This window comes from Pseudoxanthomonas sp. J35, from assembly GCF_000513995.1.
In the GTDB taxonomy this organism is placed as follows: Bacteria; Pseudomonadota; Gammaproteobacteria; order Xanthomonadales; family Xanthomonadaceae; genus Pseudoxanthomonas.
The window spans coordinates 135,521-158,597 of record NZ_AZVB01000008.1; the positions used below are offsets into that span (position 1 = coordinate 135,521).

At 68.2% G+C, this 23,077-nt stretch carries 25 protein-coding genes and 1 pseudogene; 14 read left to right on the forward strand and 12 right to left on the reverse strand.

Translation table 11 applies throughout. The annotated features are described in order from the left end of the window. Window positions 1-353 precede the first annotated feature (353 nt). The 6 genes from PSEJ35_RS15665 to PSEJ35_RS0106905 all read left to right on the forward strand — a co-directional run bounded on the left by PSEJ35_RS15665 (window position 354) and on the right by PSEJ35_RS0106905 (window position 6,511). Window positions 354-2,123: a Mu transposase C-terminal domain-containing protein gene (locus tag PSEJ35_RS15665; RefSeq protein WP_198014163.1), complete on the forward strand. Its 1,770-nt coding sequence runs from the start codon at window positions 354-356 to the stop codon at window positions 2,121-2,123. Window positions 2,124-2,128: 5 nt separating this feature from the next. After that, window positions 2,129-3,046 carry a TniB family NTP-binding protein gene (locus PSEJ35_RS0106885; protein ID WP_198014164.1) on the forward strand — a complete coding sequence of 306 codons (918 nt, stop codon included), beginning with the start codon at window positions 2,129-2,131 and terminating at the stop codon, window positions 3,044-3,046. Further along, entirely contained in the window at window positions 3,039-3,911 is an 873-nt protein-coding gene (locus PSEJ35_RS16925; protein WP_084635474.1) for a TniQ family protein, read from the forward strand. The genes PSEJ35_RS0106885 and PSEJ35_RS16925 overlap by 8 nt, the downstream gene beginning before the upstream one ends. 383 nt (window positions 3,912-4,294) lie before the next feature. Beyond that, a complete protein-coding gene (locus PSEJ35_RS0106895) occupies window positions 4,295-4,687 on the forward strand; it encodes a hypothetical protein (RefSeq protein WP_028917141.1) in 393 nt (130 codons plus the stop codon). A gap of 751 nt (window positions 4,688-5,438) precedes the next feature. Continuing rightward, window positions 5,439-5,846 carry a hypothetical protein gene (locus PSEJ35_RS17445; protein ID WP_028917142.1) on the forward strand — a complete coding sequence of 136 codons (408 nt, stop codon included), beginning with the start codon at window positions 5,439-5,441 and terminating at the stop codon, window positions 5,844-5,846. Window positions 5,847-6,004: 158 nt separating this feature from the next. Beyond that, window positions 6,005-6,511 carry a histidine kinase gene (locus PSEJ35_RS0106905; protein ID WP_028917143.1) on the forward strand — a complete coding sequence of 169 codons (507 nt, stop codon included), beginning with the start codon at window positions 6,005-6,007 and terminating at the stop codon, window positions 6,509-6,511. A gap of 170 nt (window positions 6,512-6,681) precedes the next feature. Here PSEJ35_RS0106905 and PSEJ35_RS0106910 read toward each other — a convergent pair whose 3' ends face one another. After that, window positions 6,682-7,026, reverse strand: coding sequence for a RidA family protein (locus tag PSEJ35_RS0106910; RefSeq protein ID WP_024867850.1), 345 nt, complete (start codon window positions 7,024-7,026; stop codon window positions 6,682-6,684). Window positions 7,027-7,286: 260 nt separating this feature from the next. On the opposite strand from PSEJ35_RS0106910, the gene PSEJ35_RS0106915 reads away from it, so the two are divergent. From PSEJ35_RS0106915 to PSEJ35_RS0106925, 3 genes are all read left to right on the forward strand, one after another. Continuing rightward, window positions 7,287-8,429 (forward strand): tetratricopeptide repeat protein, encoded by a 1,143-nt coding sequence (locus PSEJ35_RS0106915; RefSeq protein ID WP_028917144.1) that lies wholly within the window; start codon window positions 7,287-7,289, stop codon window positions 8,427-8,429. An 8-nt stretch (window positions 8,430-8,437) separates the two neighbouring features. Further along, window positions 8,438-8,668: an RNA-binding S4 domain-containing protein gene (locus PSEJ35_RS0106920; protein WP_028917145.1), complete on the forward strand. Its 231-nt coding sequence runs from the start codon at window positions 8,438-8,440 to the stop codon at window positions 8,666-8,668. A gap of 130 nt (window positions 8,669-8,798) precedes the next feature. Next, complete coding sequence (locus PSEJ35_RS0106925; protein WP_028917146.1) at window positions 8,799-9,413, forward strand: mechanosensitive ion channel family protein; 615 nt, start codon at window positions 8,799-8,801, stop codon at window positions 9,411-9,413. A 21-nt stretch (window positions 9,414-9,434) separates the two neighbouring features. On the opposite strand, the gene PSEJ35_RS0106930 is transcribed toward PSEJ35_RS0106925, so the two are convergent. The 10 genes and pseudogenes from PSEJ35_RS0106930 to PSEJ35_RS0106975 form a co-directional block, all read right to left on the reverse strand. Then, complete coding sequence (locus tag PSEJ35_RS0106930; RefSeq protein WP_024867846.1) at window positions 9,435-9,698, reverse strand: DksA/TraR family C4-type zinc finger protein; 264 nt, start codon at window positions 9,696-9,698, stop codon at window positions 9,435-9,437. Window positions 9,699-10,050: 352 nt separating this feature from the next. Beyond that, a pseudogene (locus PSEJ35_RS17600) lies at window positions 10,051-10,527 on the reverse strand (pyridoxamine 5'-phosphate oxidase family protein); the annotation flags it as partial. Window positions 10,528-10,676: 149 nt separating this feature from the next. Next, the gene (locus PSEJ35_RS0106940; RefSeq protein WP_028917147.1) at window positions 10,677-11,816 is read right to left on the reverse strand and encodes an SDR family oxidoreductase; all 1,140 of its coding nucleotides are present in this window, start codon (window positions 11,814-11,816) and stop codon (window positions 10,677-10,679) included. Window positions 11,817-12,080: 264 nt separating this feature from the next. Continuing rightward, window positions 12,081-12,419, reverse strand: coding sequence for a zinc ribbon domain-containing protein YjdM (locus PSEJ35_RS0106945; RefSeq protein WP_028917148.1), 339 nt, complete (start codon window positions 12,417-12,419; stop codon window positions 12,081-12,083). Between the two features lie 65 nt (window positions 12,420-12,484). Beyond that, window positions 12,485-12,970 (reverse strand): hypothetical protein, encoded by a 486-nt coding sequence (locus tag PSEJ35_RS0106950; RefSeq protein ID WP_156924752.1) that lies wholly within the window; start codon window positions 12,968-12,970, stop codon window positions 12,485-12,487. 45 nt (window positions 12,971-13,015) lie between these two features. Further along, on the reverse strand, window positions 13,016-13,576 hold the full coding sequence (locus tag PSEJ35_RS0106955) for a lipocalin family protein (protein WP_028917150.1): 561 nt from the start codon (window positions 13,574-13,576) through the stop codon (window positions 13,016-13,018). Window positions 13,577-13,675: 99 nt separating this feature from the next. Then, window positions 13,676-14,062, reverse strand: a complete 387-nt coding sequence (crcB, locus tag PSEJ35_RS0106960; RefSeq protein WP_037082627.1) for a fluoride efflux transporter CrcB — start codon at window positions 14,060-14,062, stop codon at window positions 13,676-13,678. A gap of 42 nt (window positions 14,063-14,104) precedes the next feature. Further along, window positions 14,105-15,472: a replication-associated recombination protein A gene (locus PSEJ35_RS0106965; RefSeq protein WP_028917152.1), complete on the reverse strand. Its 1,368-nt coding sequence runs from the start codon at window positions 15,470-15,472 to the stop codon at window positions 14,105-14,107. Window positions 15,473-15,524: 52 nt separating this feature from the next. Continuing rightward, entirely contained in the window at window positions 15,525-16,166 is a 642-nt protein-coding gene (lolA, locus tag PSEJ35_RS0106970; protein ID WP_028917153.1) for an outer membrane lipoprotein chaperone LolA, read from the reverse strand. A gap of 87 nt (window positions 16,167-16,253) precedes the next feature. Beyond that, window positions 16,254-18,608, reverse strand: coding sequence for a DNA translocase FtsK (locus PSEJ35_RS0106975; protein ID WP_028917154.1), 2,355 nt, complete (start codon window positions 18,606-18,608; stop codon window positions 16,254-16,256). Between the two features lie 285 nt (window positions 18,609-18,893). Here PSEJ35_RS0106975 and trxB point away from each other — a divergent pair, with 285 nt between their 5' ends. From trxB to PSEJ35_RS0107000, 5 genes are all read left to right on the forward strand, one after another. Further along, window positions 18,894-19,847, forward strand: coding sequence for a thioredoxin-disulfide reductase (gene trxB, locus PSEJ35_RS0106980; RefSeq protein ID WP_028917155.1), 954 nt, complete (start codon window positions 18,894-18,896; stop codon window positions 19,845-19,847). 96 nt (window positions 19,848-19,943) lie between these two features. Then, complete coding sequence (locus PSEJ35_RS0106985) at window positions 19,944-21,065, forward strand: GNAT family N-acetyltransferase (RefSeq protein ID WP_037082669.1); 1,122 nt, start codon at window positions 19,944-19,946, stop codon at window positions 21,063-21,065. A gap of 18 nt (window positions 21,066-21,083) precedes the next feature. Next, window positions 21,084-21,836, forward strand: coding sequence for a leucyl/phenylalanyl-tRNA--protein transferase (gene aat, locus PSEJ35_RS0106990; protein WP_028917157.1), 753 nt, complete (start codon window positions 21,084-21,086; stop codon window positions 21,834-21,836). Window positions 21,837-21,910: 74 nt separating this feature from the next. Continuing rightward, window positions 21,911-22,129 (forward strand): translation initiation factor IF-1, encoded by a 219-nt coding sequence (infA, locus tag PSEJ35_RS0106995; RefSeq protein ID WP_013535213.1) that lies wholly within the window; start codon window positions 21,911-21,913, stop codon window positions 22,127-22,129. 217 nt (window positions 22,130-22,346) lie between these two features. Further along, a complete protein-coding gene (locus PSEJ35_RS0107000; protein ID WP_028917158.1) occupies window positions 22,347-22,715 on the forward strand; it encodes a hypothetical protein in 369 nt (122 codons plus the stop codon). A gap of 78 nt (window positions 22,716-22,793) precedes the next feature. On the opposite strand, the gene PSEJ35_RS0107005 is transcribed toward PSEJ35_RS0107000, so the two are convergent. Continuing rightward, the coding region (locus tag PSEJ35_RS0107005; protein WP_028917159.1) for a transposase at window positions 22,794-23,077 on the reverse strand (284 nt) is incomplete at its 5' end.

Below are 23,077 nucleotides of genomic sequence, written 5' to 3' on the forward strand. Positions count from 1 at the left end.
AGGAGCCGACGATGAGCGAGTGAGATTCCATCGCTCGAACGAACTGGGCCCCGCACGCCAATGCGGGGCCCAGTAGCTGAAACGGATTCACGCCCGTTGAGGCTATGTTCCGAGCGCCCTCCTAGGAAGTCAAGTTCCCCTGCCCTGTTCAAACAGGGCGGGATGTATCTGAACGCGCCGGTTCGCCTCAAGGGGGCCGGCAGGGAGAGCTCAATGCCCACCAAGTCCTATTCCCGGCGCATGCCGGGCTCCTCAGCTATGCCGGCACGTCTGCAGAGATGCTGCGTGGGTGGCAGCAACCGCAACCACGCAAGGTCGGAGCAAGAACTCAACGTCGATCAAGGAGGTGTCGAATGAGCCTCCTACTGAACCCGGGAACCGTCTGCATGGCCAACGGGCGAGTGATCCAGATCGACGGGGCGAGTTCGATTTCGCAAGTGGATGCGCGAGACATGGGGACGGGGAAGATGATCACCGTTCCCATTGCCCAGATCGAGGCACTTCCTTCGACCGGCGCTGATAGGGAGGCAGGAACCATCCACGAAGCGGAATGGAGGCGGTGTACCGAGCTTGCCAAGGATCTGAGTGCCCTGCTTGATTGCAGGGAGGTACCTCGAGTTGCTCTCACGAAGCTAGCCAAGCGATACGAGCTGAGTGTCCGCCAGCTGCAGCGCATCCGTGCCGCCTTTGCGAAAGATCCAAGGGCCAGCACCCTAGCCAGGAAACCAGGTGGCCGGCCGCTCGGATTCTGTCGGCTCGACCCACGGGTCGATGCATTGATCCGGCACGTCATCGCCAAGCACTACATGCGTCGCGAAAAGCCGCCCAAGGAATACGTGGTGGTCCGTGCCCAGTCGATGGCGCGCCGACTTCAGCTGCCGATGCCGTCACGCAAGGCGATCTTGCTGCGCTTGAACCAGGAGATCGGTGTCGCCTCGGACATGGCACGCGAGGGCGGGCCAGCCGCCCATCAAAAGTGGCGGCCACGAGTGGGAGGTCTGAGGGTCGAACGGCCTCTGGACCTGATCCAGATCGATCACACTCGCGCTGACGTCATGGTCCTGAGCGACGACCGTCTCGAAGTGTTGGGCCGTCCCTGGATCACCTTGGCGATCGACGTGGCGACTCGCTGCGTACTCGGCATGTACATCTCGATGGAGGCACCTTCATCGGTGTCGGTCTCGCTGTGCATCGAGCATGTCGTCCTGCCAAAGCCGGAGAACGCCACGGATCCTGGAATCTGGCCGATGTACGGCAAGCCGAGAAGGATTCTGGTCGATAACGGAAAAGACTTCCGCAGCATGGCGCTGGAGCGAGGCTGCGACGAACACCAGATCGACCTGACGTGGCGCCCGGTCAGGACACCGCACTACGGAGGTCACATCGAGCGGCTGATCGGCACGCTCATGAAAATTGCCCATCTCCTGCCGGGCACCACTTTCAGCAACGTCCGGGAACGGGGGAACTACGACAGCGAAGGCAAGGCCCGCCTGACCCTGGAGGAGTTCCGTCAATGGATGACGCAGAAGGTCTGCAGGTTCTATCACCAGCGCAACCATCGCGTGCTTGGCTTGCCCCCGATCGTTGCGTGGGAGCGCAGTCTCACTGATGCGGCAGGAAACATCACCAGTCCCCCATTGATTGCGCGGCCAAGGGACTTCCGGATGGATTTCCTGCCCTTCGAAACGCGCCTAGTGCGTCGCACCGGGATCGAGCTCAGGGGGTCGCGCTACTGGCATGACGATCTGGTTCCCATGCTCCGCTCGGATGCGCCTGTACGGGTCCGCTATGACCCAAGAGATCCGAGCGAGGTCTGGATACGACGCTCGGACGGGGTGCTGGTGACGGCAGCCCTGATCGGCGGCCGCGCGGCGGAAGCTACTCTCGGCAGGAAGGTCGATCGGATCACGCAAGCCAGACTTCACGCCGAAACAGACAAGGGGTTCGAGGCCACCGACCGCATCGAGGCCATTGCGCAGAACGCTACCCGTGCGGCTCGCGGCGGGAAACGCCCCGACAAGCGTGGCGCGTCTTCTAGAGAGGCAAATCCCGCAGAGCCGTCGCCAATCGTAGGTGTGTCGATCCCCAGCCATGCCGCCCTTCAGCTTGAAGAATGGAGCTGACGGACATGAGCGATTTCAGGCACCTTGACCCCTCGGCACGTGGGCAACTTGACCTGCCTGATGAAGAGCGAGCCGGCCGCATGCTCATCGAGCGATTCATCATGCACGAACGGCTGGTCCCAGTTCTTGACCACATCGAGTTCCTCATCCGAATGCCTTCCCGGACAAGGGCCAATGGGCTGGTTGTCTCCGGCAAGCCTGGTTCCGGAAAGACCATGCTGTCCCGTGCCGTCCTTCGCCGTCACCCTCCGACGCCGGCAATGGCCGGAAGGGCGGCCGGCCAACCAGTGCTGGCCATCAACATGACCAATGCCCGGGAAGCGAAAACGCTCTACAGCCGGATCCTGGTCCGGTTCGGAGTTCCTGAGCCCAGCCGCTACTCGGGAAGCGACCGGGAGCGCATGGTGATCAAGCTCTGCCGAGCAGCGAATCTCAGGTTGCTGGTCGTCGACGAGATCCAGGACATCCTGACGACGACAGCACGCCAGCAGCGCATTGCATTGGACACCATCAAGTTCCTCATGAACGAGTTGTCTTTGCCGATCCTCATATTGGGGACATCCCACGCACCCGCGGCGATGCAGGTCGATGAGCACTTGAACGCGCGTTTCAAGTACCGGGAGTTGCCTATCTGGACGCGCGATGCGTACCTGAAGAACTTCCTCGATGCATTGGAGAAGGCGCTTCCGTTGCGCAAGCCCTCCTATCTGTCTTCGCCGACGCTCTCGACGGAGTTGACGCGACTGTCGAGGGGCGTTCTGCAGACGATCGTTCAGTTGGTGACCCACGCCGCTGCCCATGCCGTCGAGTGCGGAGAAGATCGGATCACGGCGGCGCTATTGGAACGCGCCATGATCGAACCGCCGCTGGCTGCTGCGAGACAAGCGGCTCTACAGATCGAACTTCGGAGGATCGATGCTTGAAGCTGAACCCGCCCGCCAGCGTTGGTGGATTCGACCGCCGATGCCGGACGAAACGCTGCGTTCGGTCATCAACCGCGCCGCCGCGCTATACGAGTGCCCGCCCAAGCGGCTGTGGGAATGCCTGAACTGGGACGACCCGCAACCGTACGGGGAAATCGACTCACCCGCTCTCCGCGTGCTGCGCAGGATGGCCATCGCTATGGGGCTGCCACCCTCCGACCTGTCTGCTCAGCGCCTGCCGGACGCTCCTTGGCTCCTTGCCCCACAAGCGGATGAGGTCTATTGCCCCTTGTGCTGGACAGACGACCGGCGCCGAGGTGACCCCCTATGGTTCCGTCGCGGGTGGAGGCGGGTTCTTCGCACCCGGTGCGCGGTTCATGGATTCCCGCTCCTTCTCTGCCCAGAGCAGTGGACTAGCTGGCCCCAGGTCCGCGAGTTCCAACTCCCCGACCTGACCGCTCACGAGCAGCGGATTCTTGAGTTGATTGCGTCATTTGGGGAAAGCCTCGAGCGCAGCTTGTATGAGGGCGCTCCCTGGCCCGCAAACCTGGCCGGTAATCCTCATGCCGCGCGCCAGCTGCTCATCGCCGTCAGCTTCAACATGAACAAAGTCAGGGACATCCCTTTAACGAAGTGCATCCAGACCAGCGGGAACCTCGCGATGTACGTCCACGGTCCTTCGCACCACCAAGAACCGGTCAAAAAGCTGCGATGGGACGGGTACCGGGAGATCGCCGATCCGTCGATCCGGCGCGCAAGCCTTTGGATCGCAGCATGGGAACTGATGCGCGAGCGTCCAGATGAGTTGTCGCCAGGATTGAGCAGGCTCCCGCCCGTGGTCGAACGCGCTGTCTGGCGTGTTTGACGCATCCTTAACCCTTTGAAGGGGTGATTGATCCGTAGCCATGGCGCGCAGTCCGGTCATGGCCCTTAACCGCGTCGCTTCCCAAACGTGCAGGCGCGAGGCGCTCCTGAGATCGCACCAAAGGATCCTTACAATTCAATTGGTTACGGTGAAATGATCTTCTGCGACATGGTTAAGGGGTTACCGACACTCGTACGGCGTCGGGCTTGGGGCTTCGTGCGGCCCATCCGGGCGCCCGCCTCCATCCACGGGGTTCGTTCGACATCAGACTCGCTGCCTGATTGTCGGCGCCTATGGGACCGGGATCCATGCCAGCACAGACGGCTCCAAGGATGCCGCGGCTTTGCCCGCGTCCTGCCTTGCACCGTTGTGCCGCCCTGGTAATGGCATTGCATGCCTCGGCGTGGCCGCTGGCTGTCGCGGCAAAGGACGACCGGGACCTTTCCGGGTTCGAACATGCCGAGTGGACGGCCAGGCGCGGACTGCCTGGCCAGGTTTCGGAGCTGGCCCAGACCAGGGACGGTTTCCTGTGGCTTGCAAGCGGCCACACCCTGTTCCGGTTTGATGGCATGACCTTCGAGCCGGTCCGCTCGAACGATGGCGAGCCGTTTCCGCGGGTGATGGCGCTGGCGGCACATCCCGACGGCTCGCTCTGGGCCGGCCTGCGCCGCGGCGGCCTGGCCAGGCTTGAGAACGGACAGGTGACGTCTTTCGGAGTCGCGCACGGCGTACCGGAGGGCGTTGTGCTTCCAGCGCTGCCGGGAGGGCGTCGATGAGCGCTTATCCCAGCCCATTGTCCACGATGGTCTTCGACCTGGATGGCGGACTCTGGATCGGCACGACCGGTGACGGCATCCGGTATGTCCCCTCGCCCGGCGGCAACGTTGCCGATGCGGACTCGACTCTCTTCGGCAGCGCCGAGGGGCTGAGTGGCGAGGTGGTGGGGGCTGCGCTCAGGGATCGCGAAGGCAACCTGTGGTTCGGAACCAATGCGGGACTGGGCCGCTTTCGCCAACCCGAGCTGGCCAAGGTCGGCTTTCCGGCGGCCGCCTACAACTTCGCGTTGGCCGTGGACTCCGAAGGCGCGGTGTGGGCCGGCTCGATGAGCCGGAATGCGATGCGCCTGACGCAGGCAGGACGGGTGAGCTCGCAGGTGCCGCCCCCGGTCACCGTGGCCCACCGCAATCCGCAAGGCGACGTCTGGCTGGCCGGGCCAACGGGCTTCTGGAAAACCCGTGGCAGCAGAGTCGAACCCGTGACCGGCCTGCCCCCGGGCATCGCATCGAACAGCGTCGTGCGTGCGCTGGTGGACGACGGCAAGGGAAGGTTGTGGGCTTCCCTGCACGATGAAGGCCTGTACCGCTGGCAGGCAGGTCGCTGGTCGCGGGAGCCGGTGCAAGGCCCCCTGCCCTCGCAGAAGATGCCGGTACGCGCCGTGCTCGACCGCGCAGGTCATCCCTGGTTCGGATACCGCGACATCAGGGGCCTCCACGGGCTGGTCGAGACGGTGACCGGCGAACTCTGCATGTGGACGACGGGCTTTTCCGTATCGAGGCCGGGCAGCTCGCGGGGTTCCTTCGCGATCCGGCTTACCTGGTCACCCCGAAGCGGCTCGGGCCCACCGAGCCGATGGCCGACGACTCCTGGCAGCTGCGCCCGCTACCGACCGCGCTGTCCGGCGCTGACGGAAGCATCTGGATTGCCACCAGTGCAGGCGTACGCCGGGCAGACCCCCACCGCGTCGCCGCCGGACTGGCGCCCCCCGCGCCCCAGATCGTCTCGCTGCTCGGCGATGACAACGCGCCACTGGCCGGTCCAGAACCGGTCCTGCCCGCGCAGGTGCGCCGGGTCGCCATCGCCTATACCGCGCCGGGACTCAAGGCGCCCGAGATCCTGCAGTTCCGTTATCGCCTCCATGGCTACGACGACGACTGACATCATCCCGGGGGTTCGCGCGAGGCCACCTACATCGCGGGCTTCCTCCGGGGCGATACGGGTTCGAGCTGGCGGCCGCCTACGGCGATGGGCCATGGAGCGAGCCGGCGAGCATCCATTTCGAGATACCGCCCGCGCTGCACCAGACCTGGCAGTTCATGGCCTTCTGCGCGCTTGTCGCCATCGCATTGCTGTGGGTCGCCTATCGTGCGAGGGTCCGGTACCTGGCCTCGCGGCTGCTGGCGCGGCTCGAGGTACAGCACCAGGAACGCGAGCGCATCGCCCGTGAACTGCACGACACCCTGCTGCAGGGCGTGCAGGGCCTGACGCTCCGGCTGCATAAGGCAGGGACCGGGTCATGGACCTTCGCCTGCCGCACTACCGCCCCGGGGCTCTGCTGGAATCCCTGGCAGCGATTGGTGCAGACCTGTCGGCGGTCCCCGGGATGCGATTCCGGGCGCTTGCAGGAACGCGCGCGCGCCGGACATTGGGGCGTCACCGGCATGCAGGAACGGGCCGGGAAGATGGGTGCCCGCCTGCGCATCTGGAGCCGCGAAGGCTCAGGCACGGAGATCGAGATCTGCCTGCCCTGGACGAGCATCCCCACCCGGGTCCGTCCGCACCGGCATCTGGTGCGCTGGCTCCAGCGGACACGCCGGGAATAGCGCTCCAACCACTAGCCCCGCCGCGCTTGCCGCGAGCGCAAGCGCGATTGCAGTAGCGCGTCCGCCGGAATGACCCGCGCCCGGACCTCGCCGGGCGCACGTAATCCGTTGGCCCCCGGCCTACGTGGCAAGAGCCTGCCGGCGACCGGCCGCCAGATGCACCCCAGCGGTCAGATCGCCGCCGTCACCACGATCTCGACCTTCCATTCCGGGCGCGCCAGCCTGGCCTGCACGGTGGCGCGGGGTGGCGTGTGGCCCGGAACCACCCACTCGTCCCAGGCGTGGTTCATGCCCTGGAAGTCGGCGATGTCGGCCAGGAAGATCTCCGCGCGCAGGATCTTCGATTTGTCGGTGCCCGCCTGGGCCAGCAGCGCGTCGATCGCTTCCAGCACCTCGCGGGTCTGGCCGACGATGTCCTTGGTCGGGTCCTCCGGCACCTGGCCGGCCAGATAGGCCACGCCGTTGTGGATGGCCATCTCCGACAGGCGCGGGCCAACCTCGAAACGCTGGATCATGGGTAACTCCTGAATAGGGATGCGATAGCGAGCGCAGCATACAACGCCGCGCTCCGGCGGTTCCGGCGTGCCTCCGATTCCCTGCCCCGGACGCCGGTGTCCCACGCGGTTGCGCCACGAACCGGCGCCGGCCAGGGCGCGCGCGGAATTGCCCGAAGTTGCGCTTCCGACCAATGGGGTACGCGGCACTGCCGGCCTTCAGCCAGCAGCGAGGCAAGCGGCATAGACTGGCGGTGCAGACAGGCATTCGGGAGGTTGCCATGTTCGCAAGCCTGACCCTCGCGGCGACCCTGGCGCTGGCCCCGACCTCGCCGGCCTCGCCCTTGCCCGACATCACCGATATCCCCTCCGTACCCGTCACGCCCATCGCGCCGTTGACCATGGAACAGGTCATGGCGGTGCCGGAAGAACTGCGCGCCGAGGTCCGCAAACGCGTCGTCGAACCCGGCGGCGGTTCGCGCAGCCGCAAGCTGGACCTGCTGGCGGCCTACGTGTTCGGCGACGACGGTCTGGCCCTGGTTTACGACAACGACTACACCCGCACCGTCTCCGAGGTGTACCGGGACCGCAAGGCCAACTGCCTGTCCTTCACCCTGCTGTTCGTGGCCCTGGCGCGCGAGGCCGGGCTGGATGCGCAGGTCCAGGAAGTGGGCGAAGTGCTGGCCTGGTACCAGGACGAAGGGGTGATCTACAACGCCAACCACGTCAACGTCGGCGTGCGCACCGGCGCGCAATGGCAGGTGGTGGACGTGGACACCAACATCCTGGCGGCGCGCAACCGTCCGTTCGGGGTCGACGACCGCCGCGCCCTGGCCCATTTCCACAACAACCGCGGCGCCGAGCTGATGGCCGACGGCGACCTGGCCTCCGCCCGTCTCGCCCTGCTGGCCGCCCTGCAGGACGACCCGGAATTCGTCCCGGCCTGGAACAACTACGGCGTGCTGCTGCTGCGCATGGGCGACGCCAGGGCCGCCGAGCACGCGTACCTGACCGGCCTGCGGCACAAGCGCGAACACGCGGCCACGCTGAGCAACCTGGTCTCGCTGTACCGCCGCACCGGCGACGAACGCCAGCAGCGCCGTTACGAGTGGCGGCTGGACCGGGTGCAGCGCACCGATCCGTTCCACCAGTTCATGCTGGCCCTGGAATGCGAGCACAACGCCAACTACGAGTGCGCGATCACCCGCTACCGGCGCGCGATCGCGCTGCAGGGCGAGGAACACCAGTTCCACTTCGGGCTGGCACGCGTGTATTTTCTCTCCGGCGACCTGGGCGCGGCCCAGCGCGAACTGGGCCGCGCACTCAACCTCGGCGACAACGACAAGGTGCGCAGCGTGTACAAGCAGAAGCTGGACAGCCTGCGGCGCTGGCGCGAACAGGCCTCGACCCGGCTGCAACACTGAGGACAGGGATGACCGATACGCTCGAGTTCGAACTGGAAGGCGACTACGTCGAACTCAACCAGCTGCTCAAGCTGGCCGGGCTGTGCGACAGCGGCGGCGCCGGCAAGCAGCTGGTCGCCGCGGGCCTGGTCCGTGTGGATGGCGAGGTCGAGTGGCGCAAGACCTGCAAGATCCGCGAGGGCCAGCGCGTCGAACTGGACGGCACCACGATCCACGTCGTTGCCGCGCCCGTCGGCTGACCCTGCCCTCCTCCGGGGCGACTCCTGACTCCACTGCCCATGCTTCGCTACCCGGGCATGGACCGCCCACTCGCCCTTAGAATGCCAGCCAAGCGGCGCCAACGCCGCGGGAACGACGGGACGAGGACGGATGAAGCAGGCGTTGCCCACCTGGATACGTGACTGGCTGGACGTGATCGTGCCGGTCGGCGAGGTCGTGCTGGTGCTGTTGGGCGCATGGCTGCTGCAGCGCCTGGTGCGCTCCCTGGTCGTCCGCCTGGGCAACACCCGTGGCCTGCCGCGGGAAATGGCCACGGTGATGCGCCGCGTATCGGCGACGTTGATCAGCTTCGGCGCGGTGCTCCTGGTTCTGGATCGCCTGGGCGTGTCCGGGACGGTGCTGTGGACCGCCTTCACCAGTTTCGCCGCCGTCGGCGCGGTGGCGTTCTTCGCCGCGTGGAGCGTGCTGTCGAACATCTTCTGCGCGGTGCTGATATTCAGCACCCGGCTGTTCCGCCTCAGCGACTACGTCGAGGTGCTGGAGAACGGCGAGAAGCCCGGGCTCAAGGGCCGGGTCGTGGACATCAACCTGATCTACAGCACGCTGCAGGAAGTCGGTCCCGACGCCAGGGACGCCGGAAGCGTGCTGCAGGTGCCCAACAGCATGTTCTTCCAGCGCACCGTGCGGCGCTGGCGCGGGACCACGGTTCCAGCGAAGTGGCTGGATACGCCGGCCGCCAACGCGGCCTCGCAGGAGAGCCGCTGAGCGCGAAGCCGGATCGGGCACTCAGCGCAGCTGGCTGTCCTTGCTGCCGCGGCGGTTGTAGGCGCTGAACGAGGCCTCCTCGTCGTGCGCTTCCTGGCAGGGCACGCACAGGCGCACCCCGGGCATGGCCCGGCGCCGTGCCAGCGGGATCGGCGCGTCGCATTCCTCGCATCGCTCCAGCCCCGGCCCCTGCGGCAGCTGCCGGCGCGCGCGTTCCACCGCGTCCTTCACCGTCGCGTCGATCTGGTCGTTGACCGCGCCGTCGCCTGCCCAGCCTGTCGCCATGTCCGTCCTCCAGCCCTCACTCTCCCTGACAGCATGTGGCCGCCGGGAGGGGGTTTCAACCTGCCCTGCTCCGTCCGGAACGGCTTCCCGTCCCGGCCTTGCGTGCCTTTCCGCCAGCGGCCGTCTTCCCTGGACCGCGCGCCGGACCGTCGCCGGCGACCTTGCGACCACCCGAGGTACGGGTTGTCGCGCGGACCGTGCCGGTGGACGCCTTCTTCGCTGCTTTCGCCGGAGCCTTGCGCGCGGCCTTGGCGATGGCGGCCTTCTTTGCGGTCGCCTTCCGCGCCCCTCCCGCCTTCCCTGCCCGGCTGCGGCTGTCCGCCTTCTTCGCCGGTGCCATCCGCAGCTGGCCGCTGTCGCCCATGGCCGAATCGTCCTTGCGCACCCGCGAGACGACGAAGGCGATGGCCTTGCCCAGCAGGGTCGACGGACCGTCCCAGTATTCGACCGTGTGCACGGTGACCTTGATGAGGGCCAGGTCCGGATCGGTGCGCCCGCCCGGGAAGAACGCCTTCATCGCGTCGTTCCAGTAGGCATCGATCAGCGCCTGCTCGTCGATCGCCTCGGCGGTGCCGGCCACCGACAGGTAGACGTTGCGCTCCTTCGAGGCGTAGGCGACGTTGACCTTCGGGTTGCGCCGGATCTCGTCGACCTTGGCGCTGGAGCGGCGGGTGAAGAACCACAGCACCTTGCCGTCGAACTCGGCCTCCTGGGTGCTCAGTGGCCGACTCACCGGGAAGCCGTCCTCGCCCCAGGTGGTGAACATCGCGATGTCGATGCCCTTGATCAGGCCACGCAGTTGTTCGCGCTTCTCGGTGGCGGTGGCCATGTCCTTCCTCGCTGGCGTTGGATCGCAGGTCGCGATGCCGTGACGCTAGCGGGACGGATGGCGATCCGCCGTGAAGGAGCCACGGCCGGTTGCGACGGCCGGACGGATGCCGGCGCGCGGTTCACCCCGCACGCCGGCCATGACGAAGCTCAGGCCCGCCCGGTACGCGTGCCGCGCTGGTGCCACGCGGCCAACAGCTCGGCCTCGCGCTCGCGGCTGATGCCTGCGCGCAGCTTGGCCTGGCGTTCGGCCGGCAGCTTGCCGAACCAGTCCATCAGGTCGGCGATGGTGGTCTCCAGCGGACGGAAGGTCAGGCCGGCGGCAACGGCGCGTGCGTTGCTGACCTGGCCGTACCCACCGTAAGGGCCCTCGTTGCGCGGCACCCAGATCGGCAGCTCGATCTGCTTCTCCTCGACGAAGGCGCTGTCGACATGGGTAAAGCGCGGCTGCCCGCCGGTGGCCTTGCGGCTGGCCTCGAGCATCGCGTCCATGGTCAGCGCGTCGCGCGGGCCGCAGGCGTTGAAGGTGCCGAAGGTGCGGTTCTCGGCCAGGCGGATCATCCACTCGCCCAGGTCGCGGCCGTCGATCACCTGGATCGGATCCTTGCCGTCGCCGGGCACCAGCATCTCGCCGCCCTGCGCCACGCGGTGCGGCCAGTAGGTGAAGCGGTCGGTCTCGTCGCGCGGGCCGACGATGTAGCCCGGACGCACGATGGTCACCGCCTTGCCGAACTGGCGGAACGCCTCGGCCTCGCTCAGCGCCTTGAGCGGACCGTACAGGTTCTCCATGTCGGCGATCAGGGTCTGCCGGGTCTCGGCCATCGCGTCCTTGCCGCGATACTGGGCCAGCGGCGCGTCCTCGTCGATGCCCGGCTTGCTGCCGTCGGCGTAGACCGAGATGGTCGAGATGAACAGGTAGTGGCCGACGTTGCCGGCCAGCACCTGGCCGGCGTCGCGCACCCACGACGGCAGGCTGGTCGGGTTGTCGATACACACGTCCCAGGCGCGGCCCTTGAGCGCGGACAGGTCGCCGGTCTCGCGGTCGCCGTGCAGCTGCTCGACCTCGCCCGGCCATTCCGGCGAAGGCCGCTTGCCGCGGTTGAACAGCGTGACCTGGTGGCCGCGGGCCAGCGCGTACTGGACCTGGAACGGGCCGGTGAAGCCGGTGCCGCCGAGGATCAGGATGCGCAGCGGACGCGCGGCGCGGGCGATCGGCGCCCACGACGGCAGCGCGGCGCTGGCGGCGGCCAGCGCGCCGATACGGAGCAGGTCACGACGGGTGGTGCGCATGGGTCTCTCCTGTCTGCGGGATCAGCCCCAGGCGGGCCGCCCTATCGACGGGATTGAAGCACCGGGCCCCGTACTGGCGCCCATGATGAAAGTCGGGGGGCCGCCCGGCACGCCTTCCGGCCAAGGCGCCAACGCCCGGCGTTGCGGCCGCCACCTTCAGGCATGGCGGTACGTCACTGGCCGGAGCGACAACGCGGACCGGGGATCGTGGTCGACCGGCTCGACCTGGCGCTGCGCGGCCGCGCCCGGGCGCGGCCGGGGCCTTCAGGCCTTGCGCAGGAAGATGGTCTTGAGCACCAGGCCCTTGATCTTGTCCGAGTTGCCCTCGATGTGCTCGGGGTCGTCCTCGACCAGGCGGATGTTGCGGATCACCGTGCCCTGCTTGAGCGGGATCGAAGAGCCCTTGACCTTGAGGTCCTTGATCACGACCACCGAATCGCCGGCGGACAGCACGTTGCCGTTGCTGTCGCGCACCACCACGCCGCCTTCAGCCGCCTCGGCCACGGAGGACCATTCGTGGCCGCATTCCGGGCAGATCCAGAGCGCGCCATCGGCGTAGACATTCTCAAGCCCGCATTGCGGGCAGGCGGGGAAATCGGCCATGCGTGGCGGTCCGTTCTATGGGGCCGCGCATTTTAACCGACGCCTGCGTACGGCTGGCAGCCGGCTCAGTCCGGCTCGCCCGGCGGCGGCATCCACGCCGGACGCGCGCAACCCTGGATCGGCGCGCCGCCGTCGATGACCAGCGTGCCGGTGAACGGGAACGACGCGCCCGCCATCGAGTCCTGGCACGGTTCCTCGGTCACGCGGAGCTCGACCTTGCCAGAGGCATCGTTGGCCACGACGGTGCGCGTGCCTTCGGTGAGCACGCTGCTGACCACGTCCAGTTGCCGCTGGCCTTCGATGCCGCTCAACGCCAGCTCCGGTCCATCGGTGCGCGCCTGCCAGAACGGTTCGTTGGTGAGCAGGACCAGTTCGTCCTGCAGCGAAGGCGTGCGTTCGCCGGCGGCGGCGCTCGCGTCCACTGGCGCGGCAGGCGCGGTAACGCCCTGCTCCCCTGGAACCGGAGCCTCCTGGTCGCGGCCGCACGCGGCCAGGGCCAGGCAAATGGCGCCTGCGAGGATCGGCGGGAAGGCGGAGAGTGACGTGCGCATCGTGCTTCTCCTCTTGCGGTTGCGGCAAAGGCCGCGTGTGCGCCCTCAGGGCGATCCCAGGGTATGCGCCTCGCGTACCAGCTCGTCGACGGGATAACCCAGGGCGCCCAGCTGTTCGACCAGCCTGGCATAGAGCTGCGCATCCATCTCCGGTTCGCGCGCCAGGATCCACAGATGGTCGCGGTCCGGGCCGCCCACCACCGCCCACTGGTAGTCCGGGTCGACGGCGAGCACCCAGTACGGCGCCCAGGTCATCGGCAGCCACGTGGTCCATTTCGGCGCGAAGGTCACCCGCAGCGAACCCGGGTTGCCCGGCACCGGCTCGGCCACGCCCAGCGCTTCCATGCGCTTGCCCTTCGCGGTGGTGCAGGCGTTGAGCACCTCGATGTTGCCGTCTTCCTGCAGCGTGTAGCGGGCCGTGGTGTCGCTGACGCACTTGCGCTGGAAGAAGAACGGCAGGTGCGCGACCTGGTACCACTGGCCGGCATAGCGCCCCAGGTCCAACACCGGCACCGGCATGTTGCGGGTGATTTCCTGCGATGCGGCAGGGCCAGGCAGCGACAGCAGGGAGCACAGCAGGACGGCGGGGAGCAGGTTCAGGCGCATGCAACGGTTCACGTAACTCAAGGTGGTGCGACCCTGACACCGCCGGCGTTAGTACGCCGTCGTGGCGGCCAGGGCTGCTTCAGCGTGCGGAAAGCGTCCTCAGGCGCCGAACCTCAGCACCCGCCAGGTGTACAGGCCGAGCAGGGTCAGCAGCAGCGAACCGCCCAGGTGCAGGGCCACGCCGGACAGCGCACTGCCGTACTGCTGGCGCACCAGCTGCTGGACGATCTCCGCCGAGAACGTGGAGAAGGTGGTCAGCCCGCCCAGCAGGCCGGCGACCACGAACAGGCGCCATTCCGGCGCCAGGCCCGGCCGCGAGGCGATCCAGCCCATCGCCAGGCCGATCGCGTAACCGCCGATCAGGTTGGCGGCCAGCGTGCCCAGCGGCACCGGCGAGCGCGCAGGGTTGAGCCACACCGACAGGCCCCAGCGCATCCACGCGCCGATCGCCGCGCCGGCGCCTACCGCGATGAAGGAACGCACCATCTCCACTGCCCTGCCCCTTGCGCACGCCGCGTGACGCGCCGCTCAGCCCTTGCCCCGGCGCGCTTCGGCGCGCGCGGCCCGCAGCCGGTCGAGCTTTTCCTTGAGCTTGATCTCCAGCCCGCGCTCGACCGGTTCGTAGTAGACCCGCTCGCCCATCGCATCGGGGAAGCCGGTCTGGTCCAGCGCCACGCCGCCGGCGGCGTCGTGGTCGTACTGGTAGCCCTTGTTGTAGCCGAGCTGCTTCATCAGCTTCGTCGGCGCGTTGCGCAGGTGCATCGGCACCTCTGCGGTGCCGTACCTGTGCACGTCGGCGCGCGCGGCATTCCAGGCGGCGTAGGCGGCGTTGGACTTGGCCGTGCTGGCCAGGTAGATCGCGACCTGGGCCAGGGCCAGGTCGCCTTCCGGGCTGCCCAGGCGCTCGTAGGTATCCCAGGCATCGACCGACATCTGCAGCGCGCGCGGGTCGGCCAGGCCGATGTCCTCGACCGCCATGCGGGTGAGCCGGCGCGCCAGGTAGGACGGATCGCAGCCGCCGTCGAGCATGCGCGCCAGCCAGTAAACGGCCGCATCGGGATTGGAGCTGCGGATCGACTTGTGCAGCGCCGAGATCTGGTCGTAGAACTGTTCGCCGTCCTTGTCGAAGCGGCGGGTGCGGTCGGCCAGCACCTGCAGCAGGGTCTGCTCGGTGACCTGGCCGCCCTCGTCCAGGGCCAGCTCGGCGGCGATCTCCAGCAGGGTCAGGGCGCGACGCACGTCGCCGTCGGCGGCCGACGCGATCTCGCGCAGCAGCGGCGCCTCGACGGCGATGCCCTGCCCGCCCAGGCCGCGCTCTTCGTCGGCCAGCGCCCGCTGCAGCGCGGCGGTGATGTCGTCCACCGACACCGCCTCCATCACGTGCACGCGGCAGCGCGACAGCAGCGCCGAGTTCAGTTCGAACGAGGGGTTCTCGGTGGTGGCGCCGACGAACACGATGCTGCCGCGCTCGATGTGCGGCAGGAACGCGTCCTGCTGGGTCTTGTTGAAGCGGTGCACCTCGTCCACGAACAGCACGGTGCGGCGCCCTTCGGCGAAGCGCTGCGCGGCCTCGGCCAGCACCTGGCGCACCTCCGGCAGGCCGGAGAGCACCGCCGAGATCGCGCGTAAATCGGCGTCGGCGTACTGCGCCAGCAGCAGCGAGAGCGTGGTCTTGCCGCAGCCCGGCGGCCCCCACAGGATCATCGAATGCACGCGCCCGGATTCGACCGCGCGGCGCAGCGCCGAACCCGGCGCCAGCAGCCGGCGCTGGCCGACCATCTCGTCCAGGGTGCGCGGGCGCATGCGCTCGGCCAGCGGGCGCATCGCCTCCTGCCGGGCGGAGTCGGCGGATAGCAGGTCGGTATCGGCGGCAGCGGCGCGGCGCGGACGGCTCATGCCACCATCCTAGCGCCTGCGATCGCGCAGGCCGCGACCGCGGCGCCGTCGATCATTCCCCGACCACATCCACGCCCGGGCCCGGGGTGAACTTGAACGTGCCGGCGGTGAAGGCCGGGTTGCGCTTCCAGCCCTGGAAGCTGATCTCGGTCTTCTGGCCGACCAGGTCCAGCACCTGCATCCGCGCCAGGCCCTGCGCATCGAACCCGAGGCGCGCCATCTGGAAGTTGGTCTCGGCGTCGACCTTCGGGGTCAGGGTCAGCCACTGCAGGCCATCGCTGGCGGTGGCTTCCTCGCTGACGTCGAACTGCCTGTCCAGGCGTGCCGGGTCGAACAGCGCCACCAGCGGGCTGTTGCGCTCCTCCTCGCCCTGCGGCTTGACCGTGGCCTGCTCCAGGTCCGGCTCGTAGATCCAGACCTTCTGCCCGTCGGCGACGATCAGCTGGGCGAACGGCTTCGTGTACTCCCAGCGGAACAGCCGCGGCGCGGACACGGCGACCTTGCCGCTGCTCTTCTCCCTGGCCCTGCCGTTGGCGTCGAACACCTGCTGGCTGAACTGCCCTTCCAGGCCCTTGAGGCCGCTGGTGAAGCGGACCAGTTCGTCGCGGGCGCCAGCGCTGGCGTTGCCGGCCAGCAGCAGGCCCAGCCCCAGGCCGAGAACGAGACGGAAGGCGTTGCGCGGAGTGCGATGCATGGGGATGACCGGAGTCGTGATCGGATGGCGGGAGTGTGCGACAGGAAACCTGAACAGGCGTCGATGCCGCCGGGCGCCCGCCCTCGCTCAGTCGCGCGGCGGCGGCGGAGCCAGCACGCTGCGGTCGCCGTTGTGCTCCGGCCCGCTGACCACGCCGGCCGCTTCCATCGCTTCGATCAGTCGTGCGGCGCGGTTGTAACCGATCTTCAGCCGGCGCTGCACGCCGGAAATCGAGGCGCGGCGGGTCTCGGTGACGATCCGCACCGCCTCGTCGTACAGCGGGTCGGATTCGTCGCCGCCGGCGCTGGTCTCGGGCAGCCCGGTGGCGCCGACCACCACGCCGTCGCCCAGGGTCTGGACCTCGTCCAGCACGCCCTCGATGTAGTCGGCGCGGCCGCTGGCCTTGAGGTGCTCGACGACCCGGTGCACCTCGTCGTCGCTGACGAAGGCGCCGTGGATGCGCTCGGGCATCGCCGTGCCCGGCGGCAGGTAGAGCATGTCGCCATGGCCGAGCAGGGTCTCGGCGCCGGACTGGTCCAGGATCGTGCGCGAGTCGATCTTGCTCGAAACCTGGAAGGCGATGCGGGTCGGGATATTGGCCTTGATCAGGCCGGTGATGACGTCCACCGACGGACGCTGGGTGGCCAGGATCAGGTGGATGCCGGCAGCGCGGGCCTTCTGCGCCAGGCGTGCGATCAGCTCCTCGACCTTCTTGCCGACGATCATCATCATGTCGGCGAATTCGTCGATGAAGATGACGATGAACGGCAGCGGTTCCAGTGGGCGCGGCGCCTCGCCCAGTTCCGGGTTCGGCCGGAACAGCGGATCCATCAGCGGCTGGCCGGCGTCCTGGGCGTCCTTGACCTTCTTGTTGAAGCCGGCCAGGTTGCGCACGCCCACGGCGCTCATCAGCTTGTAGCGGCGCTCCATCTCCGCCACGCACCAGCGCAGGCCGTTGGCGGCCTCCTTCATGTCGGTGACCACCGGCGCCAGCAGGTGCGGGATGTCCTGGTAGACGCTCAGCTCGAGCATCTTCGGATCGATCATCAGCATCCGCAGTTCTTTCGGCGTGGCCTTGTACAGCAGGCTCAGGACCATGGCGTTGACCGCCACCGACTTGCCCGAACCGGTGGTGCCGGCGACCAGCAGGTGCGGCATGCGCGCCAGGTCGGCCACGGTCGGACGGCCGGCGATGTCCTTGCCCAGGGCCAGGGTCAGCACGCTGGCGGACTTGTCGTACTCCTTCGAGCGCAGCAGCTCGGAGAGGAAGATCATTTCCCGGCTGGTGTTGGGAATCTCCAGGCCGATCACCGACTTGCCCGGGATCACGTCGACCACGCGCACCGACTTCACCGACAGGCCGCGGGCGATGTCCTTGTCCAGCGAGCTGATCTGGCTGACCTTGACGCCCGGTGCCGGCTCCAGCTCGAAGCGGGTGATCACCGGGCCCGGGTAGGCGCCGACCACCTGCACCTCGATGCGGAAGTCCTTGAGCTTGAACTCGATCTGCCGCGACAGCGCCTCGAGGGTCTCCTCCGAGTAGCCGCGCGCCTGCGGCTTGGGCTCGTCGAGCAGGGCCAGCGGCGGCAGGCCGTCGGCCGTGGCGCCGGCGCCGTGGAACAGCGGGATCTGGGTCTCGCGCTTGGCGCGCTCGCTCTTCTCCACCACCGGCGCGGCCGGCGGCTCGATCTTCACCGGCTCGCGGCGCGCCTGGCGCACCGCCTCGGTCTTGCGCGTTTCCTCGCGCTCCTCGCGCAGGTCGCGGGTGCGCTTCCACTGCTCGGCCTGCTGGGTCTTGCGCCGGACCAGGTCCGGCAGCGCCAGCACGAAGGCGCCGATCTTCTCCATCACCCAGAACCAGGACAGCCCGGTGGCCAGGGTGACCGAGACCAGCAGCAGCACGACCAGGAACATGTTGCCGCCCAGCTCGCCGAAGCCGGTGGCCAGCGACTTGCCGACCAGCTGGCCGATCACGCCGCCGGCCTGGCCCGGGTCGCCCACGCTGAGCGCGCCGATGTGGCGCAGGTGCAGCAGGCCGGTCAGCGAGATCAGGAAGCCGACGATGCCGACCAGGCGCAGCGCCGGCCCGAGCTCATCCTCCTCGCCCAGGCCGAACAGCGCGATCCAGGCGACCGCACCGAGGATCACCGGCAGCACGAAGGCGGCGTATCCGAACAGCTGGATCAGCACGTCGGCGATATACGCGCCGGCGAAGCCGCCCAGGTTCTGCACCGGCGCGGTCAGGCTGCCGCTGTGCGACCAGCCCGGATCGTCCGGCGAATAACTGGCCAGGCAGGCCAGCAGGTACAGCAGCAGCGGCGCGATCACGATCAGCGCCAGGTCGCGCCACAACCGTTGCCGGCGCGCGCCGGCGGCGGAAGCGTCGGCGCGTGGAGCTGCGCCACGGCTGGACTTGCTGCGTTCCGTCAATGCCTTGGCCACGGGGTTCCGGTTCTGGAAGTTGCTCGCAGAATGCGATGTTAGGCCTTGATCTTAAATGCTTCTGTCCACTATTGCCTAGCGCTGTCCGCGCTGGCCGGGCTCCCCTGCCCCAAGGCTTGCCGGCCCATCCTACCGGCCCGCGGACGCGGCGCATACCCGCGTTCCGAAGCGCCGCATGGCGACCGCGCATGCCTGCGCCGACGACGCAGTGTCCGGATGTTCGCCTTGATTCGCCCCCGTACGGCCGCCACTCTATGCGCTGCCTTCTGACCCCCTTTGGATTGCATGACCTCCACCAAGCACTCGCGCCTGCTCATCCTCGGTTCCGGCCCCGCCGGCTGGACCGCCGCCGTCTACGCGGCCCGCGCCAACCTCAAGCCGGTGGTGATCACCGGCCTGCAGGTGGGCGGGCAGCTGATGACCACCACTGAGGTCGACAACTGGCCGGGCGACGCCCATGGCCTGATGGGCCCGGACCTGATGGCGCGCATGCAGGCCCATGCCGAGCGCTTCGACACCGAGGTCGTGTTCGACCACATCCACACCGCCGACCTGTCGAAGAAGCCGTTCACCCTGGTCGGCGACAACGGCACCTACACCTGCGACGCCCTGATCATCGCCACCGGCGCCACCGCCAAGTACCTGGGCATCCCCTCGGAGGAGAAGTTCAAGGGCCGCGGCGTGTCCGCCTGCGCCACCTGCGACGGCTTCTTCTACAAGGACCAGGACGTGGTCGTGGTCGGCGGCGGCAACACCGCCGTGGAAGAGGCGCTGTACCTGTCCAACATCGCCCGCAAGGTCTACCTGGTCCACCGCCGCGACACCCTGCGCGCGGAGAAGATCATGCAGGACAAGCTGTTCGCCAAGGTCGAGGCCGGCAAGATCGAGCCGGTCTGGCACCACACCGTCGACGAGGTGCTCGGCAACGACGCCGGCGTCACCGGCGTGCGGGTGAAGTCGGCGCTCGACGGCAGCACCCGCGAGATCCCGTGCCACGGCTTCTTCGTCGCCATCGGCCACCATCCCAACACCAGCCTGTTCGAAGGCCAGCTGGCGATGAACAACGGCTACCTGGAAATCCGCTCGGGCCTGGGCGGCAACGCCACCCAGACCTCGGTCGAGGGCGTGTTCGCCGCCGGCGACGTGGCCGACCAGCACTACCGCCAGGCGATCACCTCCGCCGGCTTCGGCTGCATGGCTGCGCTGGACGCCGAGCGCTACCTCGACAAGGGCGCCTGATGCCTGCCCGGCCGCGGCGGCAGCCTGGCGCCGCGGCAGGCGCTTCCGCACCCCGGCACCGGGGCCGGACACCGCGATGAGGGCAGGGCCGTGAGCCTGCAGGTCCGCGAACTGGACGCGCTGGCGTCGATCGAAGCGCCGCAGTGGGACGCCCTGCACGACGGCGGCAACCCGTTCGTCTCCTACGCGTTCCTCGAAGGTCTGGAGCGGTACGGCTGCCTGCGCCGCGACTGGGGCTGGACGCCGCGTCATCTCACCCTGTGGGACGGCGATAGGCTGGCCGCCGCGGCGCCGGGTTACCTGAAGACCAACTCCCACGGCGAGTTCGTGTTCGACCATGCCTGGGCCCATGCCTACGCACGGCACGGCATGGACTACTTCCCCAAGTGGCTGTTCGCGGTGCCCTACTCCCCGGTCACCGGCCCGCGCCTGCTCGCCCGCGATGAGGCCACCCGGCGCGCCCTGCTTGCCGCGATCGGCGAACGCGTCGCGGCCGCCGGGCTGCCCTCGGCCCACGTCAACTTCCACACCGACGCCGAGGACGCGCTGTTCGGCGAAGACTGGCTGCCGCGCAGCGACGTGCAGTACCACTGGCGCAACCGCGGCTGGGAAAGCTTCGACGCCTTTCTGGCGGCCATGGACCACCGCCACCGCAAGAACATCCGCCAGGAGCGGGCCAAGGTCGCCCGTGCCGGCGTGGAGTTCCGCCGCCTGCACGGGGACGAGGCCTCCGAAGCCCAGCTGGACGCGATCCACCATTTCTACCGGCAGACCTTCGCCGAATACGGCAACGCGCCCGCCCTCACCCGCGATTTCATTGAACATCTGGCGCGAACTGTTCCGCGCAACTTACTGATAATACTTGCTTATCTTGGCGAGACACCCGTCGCGGGAGCACTGTGCCTGCGCGGCGCCGGCACCCTGTATGGCCGCTACTGGGGTAGCGACGCGGTGCTGCCGGGGCTGCACTTCGAGACCTGCTACTACCAGGGCATCGAGTACTGCCTGGAGCAGGGCCTGGCCCGCTTCGAGCCCGGCGCCCAGGGCGAGCACAAGATCGCCCGCGGCTTCCTCCCTGCCTTCGTGTGCAGCCGGCACTGGATCGCCGATCCCGCATTCCGGACGGCGCTACGCCAATGGTGTGCCGAGGAAGGCGAAGCCACCCGCCGCTACGCCGCCACCCTGGCCAGGCACAGCCCGTTCCGCGAGGCGGGCTGAGCCGCCGGATCCGACGCCATGCACCGCCTGCCCTTCGTACTGCCGGACGACCCGCACGCGCCCTTCCCTCCCGTCGAGCAGGCGCTGGACGAGCCGGACGGGCTGCTCGCCATCGGCGGCGACCTGTCCGTGCCGCGGCTGCTGCAGGCGTACCGGCACGGCATCTTCCCCTGGTACTCGCGCGGCCAGCCGATCCTGTGGTGGAGCCCGGACCCGCGCACCGTGTTCCGCACCGACGGCGTGCGCCTGTCCAGCCGCTTCCGCCGTGAACTGCGCCGCAGCCGCTGGCAGGTGCGCGCCGATACCGCGTTCGCGGAGGTGGTCGCCTGCTGCACCACGATCCCCCGCCCCGGCCAGGACGGCACCTGGATCCTGCCGGAGATGCAGCAGGCCTACCGCCGCCTGCATGCGCTGGGCCACGCCCATTCGGTGGAGGTCTATGACGAGGACGGCGCGCTGGCCGGCGGGATCTACGGCGTCGCGGTCGGCCGGATGTTCTTCGGCGAGAGCATGTTCAGCGCGCGCTCCGGCGGCTCCAAGATCGCCCTGGCGGCGCTGGCGCGGCGCCTGCACGAATGGGGCTGGCCGCTGCTGGACGCCCAGGTGGCCAACCCGCACCTGGAGACCCTCGGCGCCGAGGCCTGGCCACGGGCCCGGTTCCTGGCCGAGGTAGCCACCCTGGTCCGCCAGCCGGGGCGCGAAGGCCCGTGGACCAGGGCTTTCGGCACCATGGCGGCGGCCGGCCTGGCCGCGCCATCCAGCGCCTGTTAACACATTTTTTGCCTTTGTCGCCAGCCTGGCGTAAAATGCCGGGCTTTCGCCCCAGAAGCGCTTACCGGAACCGCATGTCGAAAGACGATTCCATCGAGTTCGAAGGCACCGTCATCGAGACGCTGCCCAATACCACCTTCCGGGTCCGCCTGGAGAACGGGCACGAGATCATCGCCCACATCTCCGGCCGCATGCGCAAGAACTACATCCGCATCCTGACCGGCGACCGCGTGAAGGTCGAGATGACGCCCTACGACCTGACCAAGGGCCGCATCACCTACCGCATGAAATGACGGCTGGCGCACCGCGCCGGATCGTAGTAAGAAAGGCGGCCACCTGGCCGCCTTTTTTCTTGCGCTTTGCGCCGGTTGGCGCCAGCGCGTGCCGCAAGTCACCGGGACCTGCGACGCAGTGTCCAAGGTCATTGTCACCTCAGGCAGATTTGCCGCCGACGCGCGGCGCATAGCCTGTGCGCGGTCCAATCCGGACCGGACCAAGAACCCTTTCCCCATGAACAAGAAGCTCATTCTCGCCGCCGCCGCGATGTTCGCCGGCTTCGCTGCCAATGCGTCGGCCGCCAATGGCAACGCCCTCACCGACTGCGTCGACCTGGGCGGCAACCAGGAAATCGTCCGCTCGGGCGGCACCCAGAATTTCCTGCTGCGCGATGGCGACGAGCACTACCTGGTCGGTTTCCGCGGCGACTGCGCCTCGCTGCCGACCACCTCGAAGCTGGAAATCATCACCGCCGGCACCGCCAACCGCCTGTGCGCGACCGGCACCATCGTCAAGACCAAGCGCGAGAACTGCCAGGTCGGCAAGGTCGAGTCGATCGACGCCGAGCAGTTCGCCGCCCGCAAGAAGCGCCTCTCGCGCTGACCGCTGCGCCCGGGTCGCCCGCCGCCGCCTACTCGTCGTGGCGGCCGGCGGCGACCCGGCCAGAACCAAAAAAAAGGTTCATCTCCCAACTCCGGGGAAGGCCGCCCGGATCTTGAGGAAGAAGTAGGCGTCATCGCGGAAGCCGTAGGCCATGCGCTTGATGACCTTGATCTTGTTGTTGATGCCCTCGACCAGGTTGGTGCCCAGCGGCCACCGGCAGTGGGCCAGGATGCCGGGCAGGTAGGGCTCCAGGCGCCGGACGAAGATCTTCAGCGGCTCCAGCCCGCTGCGCAGGGCCCGGCGCTTCCACTGCTTCCAGGCGCGTAACGCCCAGGCGCGGCTGCGATATCGCCACAACTGTT